This is a genomic window from Methanococcus maripaludis, from assembly GCF_002945325.1.
In the GTDB taxonomy this organism is placed as follows: Archaea; AGJL01; Methanococci; order Methanococcales; family Methanococcaceae; genus Methanococcus; species Methanococcus maripaludis.
Genome location: NZ_CP026606.1, coordinates 766,061 through 782,160 on the forward strand (window position 1 = coordinate 766,061; position 16,100 = coordinate 782,160).

Genomic DNA, 16,100 nt, shown 5'->3' on the forward strand with positions numbered 1-16,100 from the left:
TATTGATTAATATAATTCTAGTTATAAATACCCCCTGTAATATCGGGATTTAAATCGGGGTTATCCTCCCGATATTAACATTTATTGAATTATTTATTTTTTATTCTCTTTTAGGTGGTTCAATGATCTCTAATTCGAAATACGTCGATTTCAAAATAAATATAGTTAAAAGAAGCGGTAATGAAGAAACCTTCAACATTAACAAACTCGTAAAATCACTTTTAAATTCCGGTGTGGATTACGAGAATATAGACGAAATATTATCTGAAATTTACGGAAAAGTCTACAATGGAATGTCTACAGATGACTTAAAATCAATCCTTTACACAACATTAAAAGAATACGACAAAAAAACGGGCAAAAGTTACTCTAAAAAATATATGTCTGAAAATTGTCTGAAAATCAGGACATCTGAAAAAGAATTTGAACCATTTAATAAAGAAAAGATTGTAAAAGCTTTAATTCAGGAAGCAGGTGCTGATTTAAAAACTGCAGAAAGAATAGCTACAGAAGTAGAATCAGAAGTTAAAAATTTAAATGTAACATATCTTACTGCCCCAATGATAAGAGAAATTGTTAATACAAAACTTATTGAACACGGGCTTGAAGAATTCAGGCACAAACACACGAGACTCGGTATTCCGGTTTACGATATTGTCAAATTAATCGAAAGAGGATCAAAAGACAATGCAAACCTCATGCACAACCCTGAAAGTATTCATAAATGGGTTGCTGACGAAACCATGAAACAGTTTGCACTTTTAAATGTATTCCCAAAATATATAGCAGATTCCCACATGAGAGGGGACATTCACTTACACGATTTAGAATATGCGGCAGTTAGAACTGTTTGCTGTCAGCACGACCTTAGAAACTTCTTTAAATACGGTTTAAAAGTAGACGGTACTGGAAGGCATACAAGTGTTTCAAAACCTGCAAAACACCCGGATGTTGCATTGCAGCATGCTGCAAAGGTTTTGAGTGCGGCACAGTGTGAAATGTCTGGAGGACAGTCAATAGATGAATTTAACATCTGGATTGCCCCATACATGAGAGGACTTGAATACAGCGAAGTAAGACAGCTCATGCAGTTATTTATCTATGAAATGAACCAGATATATGCTGCAAGGGGAGGCCAGGTAGTATTCAGTTCAATTAACCTTGAACTGGAAGTTCCAGAATACCTAAAAGGTAAAGATGCAATAAAAGCAGGTCAAGTTGTTGGAGCTTACGAAGAATACGATTACGAAGTTAAAATGATTGCAGAAGCGCTTGTAGATGTTTTAATGGATGGGGATGCATACGGAAAACCATTCTTATTCCCTAATGTCATATTCAAATTAAGAGAAAATGCATTTAAAGATGAAAATAAAGATTTACTCGTAAAAATACATGAATTAAGCGCTAAATGGGGACTACCGTACTTTATAAACATGTTTGCAGATTATCAGCATGGAAACACCAATGCAATGGGTTGCAGAACCAGATTAAGCGGTGAATGGGGTAACTCTATTGAAGAAAGTTCCCTTCGAACTGGAAACATGCAGTGGTATACAATAAACCTTCCAAGAATTGCTTACGAAGCTGACGGTGATGACGGAAGATTATTCGAGATACTTGACGAAAAATTAGCTATTGCAAAACAAGCGCTTGAGATAAAACATGAAATTTCTAAAAGAAGACTCTATCACGACAATGTTTTACCATTCTTAACACAGGAATTCGATGGAGAACAGTATTACCGGTATGATAGCACCACGAAAACTTTCGGTTTCGTCGGTTTAAACGAACTTTTAAAGTACCATGTAGGAAGCGAACTTCACGAGTCACCAGAAGCACTTGCCTTTGGTGTAAAAGTAATTTCGCACATTAGAAAATACGCTGATGATTTGAAAAAAGAAACTGGCCTTAGGTGGACTGTAACACAAACTCCTGCTGAAAGTACTGCTGGAAGATTTGCGAAATTTGACCACAAATACTACCCAGAAGAAACAAAATCCGTGGTAAATGGAAACTTGAATGATTTAAGCAGTATATATTACACGAACTCTTCACACGTTAGGGTAAACGCGGACGTTACATTGGGTGAAAAAGTAGGTATTGAAGAAAAATTCCATGAACTTTGTAACGGTGGACACATAGGCCATTTCTGGAATGCAGAAGCTTATGCAGACCCTGAGGTTTTAATGGACATTACTAAAAAAATGACAAAAACAGATATTGGTTTTTGGACATACACGAAAAATTTGAGTATCTGTGAAAAATGCAGTCTTGCAATGAGCGGTTTAAAAGACAATTGTACTGGTTGCGGAAGTGAAAGTGTAGAGAAATTTTCAAGAATTACAGGATATTTGCAGAACGTTTCAAACTGGAACAAAGCAAAACAGCAGGAACTACTCGATAGAAAGAGTACACTTCCGGGAAGAAGAATTTAATCTTTTTTAAATATTTTTTATTTTAATTTCATTTTTTGTTCTTTTTTTAAGTTTTATCATTTAATTTATAAAATTTTAAATACTTTTGAAAATATAATTCCTGACTAATTTAAAATAATAAAGGTGTTTTGATGAAAGCTATCTGTGTACTTAGTGGGGGACTTGATTCTGCAGTAACGTCAATGTTTGCAAAATCTAAAAACTATGATATCAGTACTGTTACATTTAACTACGGGCAGATGGCACTAAATCAAGAAATAAAATCTGCTAAGAAAATATCAGATATTTTAAATGCTGATCACCACGTAATTGATATTAATTTCGTAAAAGAATTCAGTGAAAGCGGATTAAATACGGGAAACATTCCAGAACCTGAAAAAGAAGACCTCGATGATTTTGAAAAATCTGAAAAAACCATGAAGGCAGTTTGGGTTCCTGCAAGAAACATGATTATGTTTTCTATTGCATCAGGGTTTGCAGAAGGAATCAGTGCAGAAAAAATATTCTCAGGATTAAATAAGGAAGAAGGAGTAACTTTTCCAGACAACACAACTGAATTCATTGAAAGATTTAATAAAAGCCTTGAATATGGTACATTAAATAAAGTTAAGATGGTTGCACCATTATATGAATTAAATAAACCTGAAATTGCAAAATTAGGAAAAGAACTCGAATTAAAACTTGATTTAGAAGTTATAAAATACAGCTATTCATGCTACAAAGATAATGGTAAAGATTATCTACATTGTGGAACTTGCGAAAGCTGTATGAGAAGAAAAAGAGCATTTAAAGAAGCAGGAATAATTGATCCAACGAAATACCTCGTTGAATAGTGAAATAGTGAAAAAATGATTGTAATTCCAAGATATACGATAATTAAGGAAAAAGCATCTTTTAGGATACAAGAAATCCTTGATAATCTTAATTTAAAAAATCCCCTCGTAATTACTGGCAAAAACACTCAAAAATATAATAAAGACTTTGAGTTTATATACTACAACGAAGTTGAAACTTCAGATTTAGAAAATATTAAAAATTATGCAAATGACTACGATTCCATCATAGGAATAGGTGGCGGAAGACCTATAGACATAGGAAAATTGATTGCGCACAAATCCAAAAAGCCTTTCTTGAGCGTTCCAACAACTGCGTCAAACGACGGGATTGCATCCCCAATCGTTTCATTAACACAGCCTTCATATATGACAGAAGCCCCTATTGCAATAATTGCAGATATTGATATTATAAAAAAATCTCCGAAAAAACTTCTTTCCGCAGGTATGGGCGATATAGTGTCAAATATCACCGCGGTTTTAGACTGGGAACTTGGAAAAATTGAAAAATCTGAAAAATATAGTGATAGCTCAGGTATTTTTTCTAAAACTATTGCTATTGAACTTATGGATTATGTTTTAAATTCAAATTTAGAAGAATATCCAAAAAAACTCGTAAAAGCACTCATTGGAAGTGGAATTTCAATTGCAATTGCTCATTCGTCAAGACCTGCTTCAGGAAGTGAACATTTATTTTCACATGCCCTCGACACCATGAAAGAAAAATATGGCATCGATACAAATTCGCTACACGGAGAACAGTGTGGAGTTGGAACGTTAGCAATTGCTCAAATTTACCTTGAAGAAGGAAAAATTGGAAATGAAAATTTTGAAATGCTTAAAAATTCATTAAAAATAGTTGATGCTCCAGTTACTGCAAAACAGCTCGGTTTTGATGAAGAAATTGTAATTGAAGCACTTTCTTCTGCGCATGCTTTAAGAAACAGGCATACAATTTTAAGAAAAGGAATTTCAAAAGAAAAAGCGAGAGAAATTCTTGAAAAATCTGAAATTATTTAATTTATTTTAATCATTTGCTATTTTTAAAATTAAAAAAGAAGAAAATTTTACAATTTTTTCATTGCAATATCGATTGCATTCATTGTTTTTTCTAAAACTTCGTCGTTGTGTTTTATAGATGTAAAACAGCATTCAAATTGGGATGGAGCTACAAATACACCGTTTTCTAAAAGCGTGTAGAAATATTTCATGAATTTTTCAGTGTCGCTTGATTTTGCATCTTCATAAGTTACAATTTCTTTTTCATTGAAATAAATCTGGAATATCGAAGCTACATTGTAAACTTTTGCTGGAATATTGTATTTTTCAGCAGTTTCTCTCAAGCAATTTGATAAAATACCTGCTTTTTTAGTTGTTTCTTTGTAGAATTTATCATCAAGATTTTTAAGAGTTTCAATTCCTGCGGTAACTGAAATCGGGTTTCCGTTAAATGTTCCTGCCTGATAAATCTGTCCATTTGGTGAAAACTGTTCCATATATTCTTTTTTACCAGTTATTGCACCAATTGGAAATCCCCCGCCGAGAATTTTACCAACAGTTGCAAGATCTGATTTTATTCCGTAGTATTCCTGAGCTCCACCTTTTGAAAGTCTGAAACCCGTAATTACTTCATCAAATATTAAAAGTATTCCATTTTCTTCGGTAATTTCCCTTAAAAATTGTAAATATCCTTCTTTTGGAGGAATACAACCGACATTTCCCATTACAGGTTCAAGGATGATACATGCAATTTCATCTTTGTTTTCAGAAATTACTTTTTTTACTGCATCTTCGTCATTAAATGGAATTAAAAGCGTGTTTTTTGTAGTATCTTCAGGAATTCCGGGTGAATTTGGAGCACCGTGTGTTAAAGCACCGCTACCGGTTTTTACAAGTACGTAATCGTGAGCACCGTGGAATGCACCTTCAAATTTGATGATTTTATTTCTTTTAGTAACTCCCCTTGCAAGCCTTATTGCACCCATGGTAGCTTCTGTTCCAGAATTTACAAATCTAACCATTTCTGCACAAGGAATCCTATTTATTACTTCTTTTGCGAGAATAATTTCTTTTTCACTTGGAACCCCGTAAGCAGTTCCTAAATCCATCTGTGATTTTACGGCGTTTAATATATTTTCGTTCGCATGGCCCAAAACCATTGGCCCGTATGCTAAACAGTAATCAATAAATTCGTTTCCGTCTTCGTCGTACAAAAAGCAGTCTTTTGCAGATTTTACAAAAAATGGAAATGGCTTAAATAACCTTACAGGGCTGTTAACCCCTCCAACAAGGTATTTTTTTGATTCTTCAAATAGTTCTTTTGATCTATCCATTTTGATGTTCAATTCCACAAAACCACCTTAGTAAAAGACTCCGTTGTATGTCATTATCCAGAATACTAACCAGATGAAGAAAAATGGAACTACTCCGCTTCCCATCCATTCTTTCTGGTTCATGCTTTCTCTTCCAAATATCATTGAAGCTAAATTTCCAGTAATAACTAATGTGATTAACATGAATACAAACGATGCAACACCACTAAACATTCCTAAACCAAACGTGTAAACGTAGTTTGTAAGGTATCCAAATGCTGCACCAAATATTGCATGAAAAATTGAAACTTTTGCGTCTAATTTCATAAATTACACCTATTCTTTTGATATATCGGATAAAACATAAGATTTAATCTTTTCTTTTGGTCTTTTGCTATTCGTATATGTATAATCTAAAATTACATCTACTTCATCATTTACATAAAAATTACGGTTAATAAGTACTCGGTCATTAATATCTAGTAAAAAAGCAAACTTTCGCTTTGTTTTTAGCGACCCTTTGTCTATTAATAACTCTTCTTCTTTGAAAACAGGTTTAATCATTGAATAATGCATAGTACCCCAAAATAAAAAAATTATTTTAAATATGATTGGTACTTATCATATTTATTTCTTAGTTTTTTCTTAGATTTTCTATTTCATTTCAGAAACTGCCCTGTCAAACTCTTCTTGAATTTCTAATGACGGTTCTTTATCCATTAAACTTACAACGGTAATCATTACTGATGCAAGCAAAAATGCCGGAACAATTTCATAAAGGTCGAAAATTCCACCGCTCAAGTTTTTCCAGAGAATTACCATAAATCCACCAGATAACAGTCCTGCAAGAGCACCATTTCTTGTCATTCTCTTCCAGTACAGTGAAAGCAATATTACTGGACCAAATGCGCCACCAAATCCTGCCCATGCGTATGAAACTAGACCCATAACGCTGCTTCCAGGAACTATTGCAAAGTAATAAGCTATTGCCGCCACAACAATTACCGCAAACCTGCTTATCCATAAAAGCTCTTTTTGACTTGCATTTTTATTTAATAATGCATAAATATCTTCAGTAATTGCTGAAGCAGTCACTAAAAGCTGTGAATCTGCAGTACTCATGATAGCTGCTAAAACACCTGCCAAAAATAACCCTGCAATAAGACTTGGGAATAACCCTTGTGCCATTGCCATGAATACATGCTCCGGATCATCAAGTGGTGCTCCAAGAGCCACTGCACCGACCATTCCAACAAGTACTGCCATAAAAAGGCTGATTACAACCCAAGTGGTTGCAATTTTTCTTGCTTTTGGAACTTTATCAGCTGATTTGATTGCCATAAACCTTACAAGGATGTGCGGCATTCCAAAGTATCCTAGACCCCATGCAAGAGCTGATGCAAGTCCCATTATACCTAAGGATTCCCCATCTAGGTTGGTAAATGGATTTAGGTAATCTGGACTTATTGAATTCCATGCATTCATTGTAGCATCAATTCCACCCACCTGTGAAATCCCCATGATAGGAATTAAAAATATCGCAATAAACATGAGGGAACCTTGTATAAAGTCAGTCCAGCTAACTGCAAGGAAACCGCCGAGGAAAGTATAACCAATAATTACTAAAGCACCTATTGTAACTGCGAGAGTATAATCTACACCAAATACAAGATTGAACAACTTTCCGCCTGCAACTAATCCTGAAGACGTGTACAATAAGAAGAATAGCATAATAAAAAACGCTGAAACAATTCTTAACAATTTAGACTGATCCCTAAACCTATTTTCTAAGTAAACGGGTATTGTAATAGAATCTTTTGCAATTTCTGTGTATCTTCTAAGCCTTTCTGCAACGAACTTCCAGTTTAGGTAAGTTCCGATTGCAAGACCAACTCCAATCCATATTTCACTCATTCCTGAAAGATATGCAACGCCAGGAAGGCCCATAAGAAGCCAACCGCTCATGTCTGAAGCTTGCGCACTTAACGCTGCAACCCAACTATTTAATTTTCTGCCACCAAGCACATAATCGCTTATCGTTTCGTTTCGCCTGTAAAAATACATACCTACGCCCATTACCACGAGCAAATAGAGTATGAATACCAAAACGATACTCAAATTTTCTGATATCATAACTTCAACTCCATTGGAAAATCACACCGCAATGTGAAAATCCCATTTGGTAATACTCAAACAAATATCTTGATAATAATATATACAAATTTTGAATACGTTTTTGAGTTGGCAGTTAAAATTACTTAAAAAATTTGGGAAAAATCATCTAAAAGTCTCTAAAAATTACGAAATTGAATAAAAATTATTAAAAAAAGTTATTTTTTATTGAATATGTAGTCAAGGTGTTCACTTTCAAATGGTTTTGTAATGAGACTTACTGCCATTACAACAAATATCGGTGCAATCATTGCTAAAGAACCAACTGCAGGCATATAAACGCTGTTTATTCCAAAGTAATATGCTCCTCCAAACATTATTACGAGAGCAGATGTGATTCCTGCCCATACTCCTTGTTTTGTAGTTCTTTTCCAGTATAATCCTAAAAAATATGGGGCTAAAAGACATCCTGATACCAAACCCCATGAAAGAGCCATTAATGATAGAACATAGCTGTTTGGAACTATTGCAAGTATGAACGATAATACAACAAATAAAACGCACAACAATCTCATCAATATCATCGTGTTTCTATCTGATAAGTCAGTTTTTAATCTTCCTTTTACAAAGTCTATTGAAACAACGGAACTTGAAGCGAGCACGAGTGATGCTAAAGTAGACATTGAAGCTGAAATTACAAGTACGAGAATTAATGCTGCAACCCAGTCAGGAAGTGCAATTTCCATTATTTTTGGAACTATCATATCAGGACTTGTTAAGCCTGCTGCAGCTTTTGAAGCGCTATCTGGGTAGAAAACCCTACTTACAGTTCCAATATATGCTGCACCAAATGTAATGATAAATGCAAATGCTGTTGAAACCCATTTTGCAGAAACTGCTGCTTTTTCACTTTTTATCGTGTAAAATTTATGTATCATCTGCGGAAGGCCCCAGCTGCCGATACTCGTGAGTAATGCAAGACCCATTATCGGAATAAAGCTTGCTTCATTTATTGGGGTTACCAGCATTGGATCTATTGAACTTAAATTCGACAGCATTCCAAAAAACCCGCCAACTTCAGGGTTGCTGCCTAAAAAGAATACCATTAAAAGTACCCCAATTACCATGATGCACCCTTGAACGAAGTCTGCAAGTGTTGCCGCGATAAATCCTCCGAAATACAAGTAGATCGCAGTTAATGCCGCCATTAAAATATACGCATTCATTGGAGATATTCCAAATCCTTCAAATAAGAAATTTAAACCTTTATAAATAGATGCAGAATACGGAACTAAGAAGAAAAAGATGATAAACGCAGTTAGTGATTCTAAATTCTTGCTTTTATACCTTTTTTCTAAAAAACTAGGCATTGTTGATGCACCCAATCGTTGCGTCATTTCTCTTGTTTTTTTACCAAGAACCTGCCATGCTAAAAAACTTCCAATAATCGTATTTCCAACAACTATCCACATTGTCGGGATTCCAAAACTCCAACCCATTTTTCCAGCAAATCCTATAAAAATAACCGCTGAAAAATAAGCTGTACCGTATGAAAACGCAGACATCCACGGGTTTACGTTTCGCCCCCCGAGTAAAAAGTCAGAAACCCCTTTGATTCTTTTTTTCGTTATGGTAGCTATTCCTATAATCATAGCAATATAAACCGCCAAAAACACGTAGTGCCACATAATTAACCTCAAAAACTTTGATAACATTTGAAAAAATAGTTAAAATTCAACAATATAATTCCTATTTTATGGCATTTTTATTTATATTTATCTAATTTTTGAGAAAAGAGTAAAAAATGTATAAAATTTTAAAATATTTAAAATAATTAATTTGAATAGTATTTTTCAAGCGGAGGAACTACCTGTTTCTTTCTTGACATCAGTCCATCAATAAATACACTTTTTCCATCCAATTTAAGTTTAAATGCAGTTTCAAAAGCTGATTTGTTTCCTGCAACTAAAACTTCACTTCCTTCTCTCATGATGTCAGTTACAAGGAATAATACCATATCATATCCTTCTTTTTCAATCATTTCGTCGATTAAATTTTGAATTGCTTCTTTTTTAGATGCAACTTCGGACATGTCGATTACTTCGGCTTGGCCGATACCTACCTTTTTACCGCCCATGTCAAATGGTTTATAATCGATGTGTAAAATTTCTTCTGGAGTCATTTTACCAACAGTTGATTTTGCAGTCAGCATTTCCATTCCGTATGCAGTAATGTCTGAAATTTCTGCAATTTCTGCTAATTTTCCTGCGAGTTCCTTATCAAGTTGTGTTGCTGTAGGCGATTTGAAGAGTAATGTATCTGAAAGGATTGCTGAAAGTAAAACTCCTGCAATGTCTGCTTTTAATTCCTTATTTTTTCCGCCGATAATGTCGAGTATTCCTCTAAAGTAAAGTTCTGAAATTACACTTGCAGTTGATCCAACAGGTTTTGAGAGGTAAATAATTGGTTCAGTTGTTGAAATACCGATTTTGTGGTGGTCAATAATTCCAATTAATTTTCCTTTATCAAAATCATCGAGGTTTTGTGATTTTTCTGCATGATCTACCAAAAATAATTCTTTTCCTTCCGCAGTTTTAATTAATTCGGGTTCCATTAATCCAAATCTCTTTAAAATAAACTGTGATTCCGGATTTAATTCACCAAGTCTTGCAGGAAATGCATCTAAAAAATATGCAAGTGCTATTGCAGAACAAATGCTATCTGAATCAGGATTTTTGTGGCCTACAACGTACATCATCTATATCACCAAAAATGAAAAAATTAATGATTTTTATATTATTTAAGCCGGGAAAGACTATAAATACATAATGATACTTATTAATAACATCTTCAATTAACCGACCTACATGGAGCTTGTGAATACTCTCGCTGTGATAGCGGGTTCGAAATTGGAGTAACAAAACTTTAATCGAATTTTTGGGCGAGTTGTAAGAGTTGGTAGGATCCTTACTGTGAACACAATACAGCAAAAATTCGTACATTACTCTCGACATAGGGTTATCTGACCGACATGGTATTTTCCAAGGATGAAAGTTAGTGTTAATGTCGAGGGACACTTTTTCAATGAAAAAGAAAATAGAAGTAAAAATTGAAAGAAGAATGAATACTATTTTAAGGATGTTTTAGCAGTTTTATCAAATGGATTTCTCCTCATCGCAAGAGAGAACAAATATGGATAATTATTTTTCAAATATTTCATGTAATTTACCCATTCTATTGTTATTAATCTGTATGATCGAACCATATCTCCGTTTAAATGCATTATATCGTTTTCTGAACTTTCATGCAAATTTTCACGGCTTTCAAGTTCTTCTAAAAGGTGAAAAACTGCCCTAAGTAATTCAGTGAAGTGTTCGTGCTCCATTAAATTTGGATTTTCTAAAAGCCTCATTAAAAATTCTTTGTTTTTTGATAAAAATTCATAAATTTCCAAAATATCTTCTTTTGAAGCATTTAACGTATAATCCCGGTCTTTAGCATAATTTAGCGCATTTTTAAAGTCTTCGTCAACCCACGAATCTGTGACTTTTAATTTATTTCCGATTTCTTCAATATTTGGGTCGATTTTCGAGAAATATTTTAAAGATTTAGTTCCAGTTTCACTGAAAAATGTGCCAATTAGTATGTTTAATTTTTCAAGTCTCGCGCTTTTTTCCATGTCGCTTAAAATTCCAGAAATTACCACGGTTATTAAGAATACCTGAATTGGAACAAATGCTATTTTTCCAAAAAACGAATTTATTATTCCCAAATAATCATTAAATACTGCATACTGGACAATATACATTAAAATAGACGCAACTAATGCAGAAACCCAGAAGATTTTGTGCTGTTTTGTTTTCATAACTATCGCTTGGATTGAATTTTTTAGTTTTTTTATAAACATGTAATTGTTAATTTTCAATATACGAATATAAAAAATTATATATAACATTTGAACAATTGTTCAAATATGGGTGATAGTTTGTCCGATCTTTGCAGTGAATATTCCGTTCTTAACGAAAAAATTGAGAAGGTATTGGAAAAATTGCCCTCGAATGAGGATATTATCAATATTTCAAACATTATGAATTCGTTTGGGGACCCAAACCGGTTAAAAATACTTTTAGCATTGAAAGAAAGTGAATTATGTTCGTGTGAACTTTCAAATATTGCTGATACATCCATTTCAGCAATTTCGCACCAGTTAAGGATACTTCGTGATAGAAAACTCGTTAAATTCAGAAAAGAAGGTAAATTTGTATACTACAAACTTTACGATGAAAAAATTAGGGATTTTTTAGAAGAAATTGTTGAATTGAGGAAATAATTATGCAAAAATATATTCTTAAAGGGCTTTGCTGCGCAGGGTGCGCTTCAAAAATTGAAAAATTATTAAAAGAACTGGGTTACCCTTCTGCAGTTATCAATATGGCAACAAGCGAATTAATATTGGATGAAAAAGAGATAGAACTTGAAAAAATTACCAAAATAGTAACATCCACTGAGCCAGGAGTAATTGTAATTCCAAAACACTCTGAAATAAAACTAACAAACGAAATCGATTATAAAGAACTAAAAAAGATAATAATTTCTTCAATTTTTTTCGTTTTTGGACTTTTTAGCAGTTATTCTGGATATTCAGTAAATATTCAGCTGTTATTTTTTATTGTAAGCTACATATTAGTTGGACAAAAAGTACTTAAAAAAACATTTCAAAATATTAAAAGACTCGATTTCTTCGATGAAAATTTTTTAATGAGCATTGCAACTATCGGTGCATTTTTAATTGGGGAATATCCTGAAGGGGTCGCAGTAATGTTATTTTACAGTATTGGAGAATTTTTCCAGAATATTGCAGTAACAAGATCCAGAAATTCGATAAAATCACTTGTTTCGATAAAAGCAGAATATGCAAATATACTCGAAAACGGGGAAACACTAAAAGTAAAACCTGAAAATGTACAGATTGGTCAAACTATCGTTATAAAACCGGGAGAAAAAGTTCCAATTGATGGAATAGTTTTAAATGGAAAATCAAGTTTGGATACTTCTGCTTTAACTGGAGAAAGTATTCCAAAATCGATAAACCGTGGCGAAGAAGTATTATCGGGAATGATTAATCTAAGCGGGCTTTTAACTGTTCAAACAACCAAAAATTTCAGTGATTCAGCAGTTTCTAAAATTTTAAACCTCGTTGAATCTGCAAGTATCAACAAAACAAAAACTGAGAAATTTATAACAAAATTTGCAAAAGTGTATACTCCAATTATTGTATTTATTGCAGTTTTACTTGCAGTTGTTCCGCCAATAATATTTAACGAACCATTTGTTCCTTGGTTTTACAAAGCCCTGATATTATTGGTTATTTCGTGCCCTTGCGCTCTTGTGCTATCAATTCCACTCGGATATTTTGCAGGAATTGGAAGACTTGCAAAAGAAGGAATTTTAGTAAAGGGTTCCAACTATATCGATGTTTTAAGTAAAACTACTTATGTTTCATTTGACAAAACAGGAACACTTACTGAAGGAAAGTTTAAAGTTACAAAAGTCGTTTCAAAAAACGAATTTAGCGGAAAAAGGCTTCTTGAAATTGCTAAAATGGTAGAATGTAATTCAAACCACCCGATTGCAAAAACCATTATGGATTTTGGAACAATTTCGTGTAAAACTTCCCTTGATGACTTTGAGGAATTTAGTGAAGTTTTAGGGAAAGGAATAATCTCAAAAATAAATGGTAACGTGATAATTGCGGGAAATGAGAAACTGATGGAAGAAAAAAACATAAATTTTGAAAAATTGGATGTTTATGAAACTGCCGTTCATTTTGCAGTTGATGGAGTTTATGCAGGATATATCTTGATTTCTGACAAATTAAAAAAAGATTCAAAAGAAACCGTCCTAGAACTTAAAAAACTCGGCATTAAAAAAGTTTCAATGCTTACAGGAGATAAAAAAGATATTGCTGAAAAAATTGCATCTGAACTTAATCTTGACGAATATTATTCAGATCTCCTTCCTGAAGATAAAGTCAAAATAATCGAAGAGATTGAAGCTAATAAATCTAAAAAAGAAACGATTGCATTTGTTGGTGAAGGAATTAACGATGCACCGGTAATTGCAAGAGCAGATGTTGGAATTTCGATGGGAACCCTTGGAAGTGATGCCGCAATTGAAACCGCGGATGTCGTTATAATGAACGATAAACCCTCAAAATTGATTTCTGCGATTAAAATTTCGAAAAGGACACAAAATATTGCATTCCAAAACATTTTTGTTATTTTAATAGTAAAAATAGCATTTATTAGCCTTGGAATATTTGGAGAAACCACGATGTGGCAGGCCGTCTTTGCAGACGTTGGAGTTGCCCTTCTTTCCGTCTTGAATGCAGTTAGAATTTTAAAATAAGATTTAATAAAATAAAAAAATATTATTTTTTATGTTTTAGCATTTCTGAACCTTTTTCAGTTATATTATATCCATCGCCCAGTTTTGAGATGTATGCTGACTTTTCCAACTCTTCCAGATATTTTTCAACCATTTTACAGCCAATGTCTTCTAAAATCATTTCATACCTATCAATAGATTCTTTACATGGGCTGTTATATACATTGTACAAAATCTCAACGTATTCTTTTATAACTTCGTCATTTAATTTAAAAAATCCTTTTTCTAAATCGAATATTAATTCTTTTACGGATTCCCTATCTTCACCATAATGTTTCAATTTGTGTTCAATGTACAATTTTTCAATTTCATCTAACGATAACACACTTCCTTCAAATGCTGAAAGAAGGTTTAATTGAAATCTATTTAATTCCCCAGTTTCTGGTTTGGCCATTATTATCCCCCGGATAGTTTATAATAAAATTATTTTTTGTAAGGCTATAAATATGTGCAAGCCCGAGTTAAATGATAGTATTGAAATTAGGCAGATTGCATCCTGGTGATTTTATGAAAATTTATTTTGCAACAGGGAATCAAAATAAGATTAATGAAGCAGAAATTATATTAAAAGAAGCTAATTGCGAAATCGAACAGATTGAAATTCCTTACGCGGAAGTTCAGGGAAGACTCGAAGAAGTTTCTGCATTTGGGGTTTTAGAAGTTTTTGAAAAATTCAATAGACCCGTTATAGTTGAAGACAGCGGATTTTTCATCGAAAAACTAAATGATTTTCCAGGAACTTATTCAAGGTTCGTTCAAGAAACTATAGGAAATGAAGGGATTTTAAAACTTTTAGAAAATGAAACTAACAGAAATGCGTACTTTAAAACAGTTATCGGCTACTATGATGGCGACAACATCAAACTATTTACTGGAATTGTAAAAGGAACTATTTCAACAGAAATAAAAGACGGTGGGTTTGGTTTTGCCTACGACAGCATTTTTATTCCAGAAGGGAAAACTAAAACATTTGCAGAAATGACTACTGAAGAAAAAAGCGAAATATCGCACAGAAAAAGAGCATTTTATGAACTTAAGAATTATTTAGAAACAAACTTGTAACTAGTGAAAAAATGAAAGCATTTGACATAATGAAAGCTTCCCAGATCGCCTGTTGCTTTGAAGTTGGAAGTTTTAAACCTGGAAACGTCCATAAAAATAGAGACTACGACGATATAAAATATCACCACTTTATAAGCTCGGGAATTGCATTTGGGGATATAATTTACGAAGCCTGCCTTGAAAAAAATAATATCGGAAATTTCATTAAAAAAGGAGTAATTGAATCCAAAAAATGGTCTCCAACAAATGCAAATCTTGGAATAATTATGCTTCACATGCCAATAGCAATTGCCGCGTCAAACTTAGATAAATTTAGCGAATCGCAACTAAAAAAAGAAACAGAAAAAATTATTAAAAACACGACTGTTCAAGATGCAATTGAAGTGTATGGGGCAATTGAAATTGCACTTGCTTTTGTTAACACTCCTGAAAACGGGCCAGATTTAAAAAGTAAGGATGCTAAAGACGAACTTATTGAAAAAAATCTTACTCTTTACGATGTTTTTAAAATTTCATCCACTTGGGACAGTATTTCCAATGAATGGACCGAAAATTTTAAGATATCCTACAAAGGCTATAATTTAATAAAGGAATACTACGAAAAATACAATAACATCAATATTGCAGTTACCAAAACATTTATCAATCTACTCTCAAACTATCCGGACACGTTAATTGCAAGGAAAAAAGGTATCGATGTCGCTAAAATGGTTTCAGAAAAAGCTAAAGAAGTTTTAAATAACTTCAATGAGGAATCGGTTTTGGAATTCGATAAATTTTTATCAAAAGAAGGTAATAAGTTAAATCCCGGAACTACAGCAGATTTAATCGCATCTTCACTGTTAATATTTTTACTCGATAGAATCAGCAACGAAAAAACGATACTTTATTAAAAGGTG

The 16,100-nt window shown here is 33.2% G+C and carries 15 protein-coding genes; 7 read left to right on the plus strand and 8 right to left on the minus strand.

All coding sequences use genetic code 11. The annotated features are described in order from the left end of the window. The first annotated feature begins 122 nt into the window (after positions 1 to 122). The 3 genes from nrdD (at position 123) to MMJJ_RS04140 (ending at position 4,288) form a co-directional block, all read left to right on the plus strand. The gene (gene nrdD / locus MMJJ_RS04130; protein WP_104837804.1) at positions 123 to 2,435 is read left to right on the plus strand and encodes an anaerobic ribonucleoside-triphosphate reductase; all 2,313 of its coding nucleotides are present in this window, start codon (positions 123 to 125) and stop codon (positions 2,433 to 2,435) included. 131 nt (positions 2,436 to 2,566) lie between these two features. Continuing rightward, positions 2,567 to 3,268 carry a 7-cyano-7-deazaguanine synthase QueC gene (gene queC, locus MMJJ_RS04135; protein WP_104837805.1) on the plus strand — a complete coding sequence of 234 codons (702 nt, stop codon included), beginning with the start codon at positions 2,567 to 2,569 and terminating at the stop codon, positions 3,266 to 3,268. A 15-nt stretch (positions 3,269 to 3,283) separates the two neighbouring features. Beyond that, on the plus strand, positions 3,284 to 4,288 hold the full coding sequence (locus tag MMJJ_RS04140) for an iron-containing alcohol dehydrogenase (protein ID WP_104837806.1): 1,005 nt from the start codon (positions 3,284 to 3,286) through the stop codon (positions 4,286 to 4,288). Positions 4,289 to 4,335: 47 nt separating this feature from the next. Here MMJJ_RS04140 and hemL read toward each other — a convergent pair whose 3' ends face one another. The 7 genes from hemL to MMJJ_RS04175 form a co-directional block, all read right to left on the minus strand. Then, complete coding sequence (gene hemL / locus MMJJ_RS04145; RefSeq protein ID WP_104837807.1) at positions 4,336 to 5,619, minus strand: glutamate-1-semialdehyde 2,1-aminomutase; 1,284 nt, start codon at positions 5,617 to 5,619, stop codon at positions 4,336 to 4,338. Between the two features lie 9 nt (positions 5,620 to 5,628). Beyond that, entirely contained in the window at positions 5,629 to 5,907 is a 279-nt protein-coding gene (locus MMJJ_RS04150; RefSeq protein ID WP_104837808.1) for an EMC6-like membrane protein, read from the minus strand. Between the two features lie 9 nt (positions 5,908 to 5,916). Then, positions 5,917 to 6,156, minus strand: a complete 240-nt coding sequence (locus MMJJ_RS04155) for a hypothetical protein (protein WP_104837809.1) — start codon at positions 6,154 to 6,156, stop codon at positions 5,917 to 5,919. A 78-nt stretch (positions 6,157 to 6,234) separates the two neighbouring features. After that, the gene (putP, locus tag MMJJ_RS04160) at positions 6,235 to 7,713 is read right to left on the minus strand and encodes a sodium/proline symporter PutP (RefSeq protein WP_011170165.1); all 1,479 of its coding nucleotides are present in this window, start codon (positions 7,711 to 7,713) and stop codon (positions 6,235 to 6,237) included. 197 nt (positions 7,714 to 7,910) lie between these two features. Continuing rightward, positions 7,911 to 9,380: a sodium:solute symporter family protein gene (locus tag MMJJ_RS04165; protein WP_104837810.1), complete on the minus strand. Its 1,470-nt coding sequence runs from the start codon at positions 9,378 to 9,380 to the stop codon at positions 7,911 to 7,913. 146 nt (positions 9,381 to 9,526) lie between these two features. Next, positions 9,527 to 10,450 carry a manganese-dependent inorganic pyrophosphatase gene (locus MMJJ_RS04170; protein ID WP_104837811.1) on the minus strand — a complete coding sequence of 308 codons (924 nt, stop codon included), beginning with the start codon at positions 10,448 to 10,450 and terminating at the stop codon, positions 9,527 to 9,529. A gap of 369 nt (positions 10,451 to 10,819) precedes the next feature. After that, positions 10,820 to 11,557 (minus strand): hypothetical protein, encoded by a 738-nt coding sequence (locus tag MMJJ_RS04175; RefSeq protein WP_104837812.1) that lies wholly within the window; start codon positions 11,555 to 11,557, stop codon positions 10,820 to 10,822. A 120-nt stretch (positions 11,558 to 11,677) separates the two neighbouring features. On the opposite strand from MMJJ_RS04175, the gene MMJJ_RS04180 reads away from it, so the two are divergent. Both MMJJ_RS04180 and MMJJ_RS04185 read left to right on the plus strand, forming a co-directional pair. Continuing rightward, entirely contained in the window at positions 11,678 to 12,022 is a 345-nt protein-coding gene (locus MMJJ_RS04180; protein WP_104837813.1) for an ArsR/SmtB family transcription factor, read from the plus strand. Positions 12,023 to 12,024: 2 nt separating this feature from the next. Further along, positions 12,025 to 14,100, plus strand: coding sequence for a heavy metal translocating P-type ATPase (locus MMJJ_RS04185; protein WP_104837814.1), 2,076 nt, complete (start codon positions 12,025 to 12,027; stop codon positions 14,098 to 14,100). 22 nt (positions 14,101 to 14,122) lie between these two features. On the opposite strand, the gene MMJJ_RS04190 is transcribed toward MMJJ_RS04185, so the two are convergent. Next, a complete protein-coding gene (locus MMJJ_RS04190) occupies positions 14,123 to 14,533 on the minus strand; it encodes a hypothetical protein (protein WP_104837815.1) in 411 nt (136 codons plus the stop codon). A gap of 113 nt (positions 14,534 to 14,646) precedes the next feature. Here MMJJ_RS04190 and MMJJ_RS04195 point away from each other — a divergent pair, with 113 nt between their 5' ends. Next, on the plus strand, positions 14,647 to 15,201 hold the full coding sequence (locus MMJJ_RS04195) for an XTP/dITP diphosphatase (RefSeq protein WP_104837816.1): 555 nt from the start codon (positions 14,647 to 14,649) through the stop codon (positions 15,199 to 15,201). Between the two features lie 11 nt (positions 15,202 to 15,212). Next, a complete protein-coding gene (locus tag MMJJ_RS04200) occupies positions 15,213 to 16,094 on the plus strand; it encodes a triphosphoribosyl-dephospho-CoA synthase (protein ID WP_104837817.1) in 882 nt (293 codons plus the stop codon). Positions 16,095 to 16,100 lie beyond the last annotated feature (6 nt).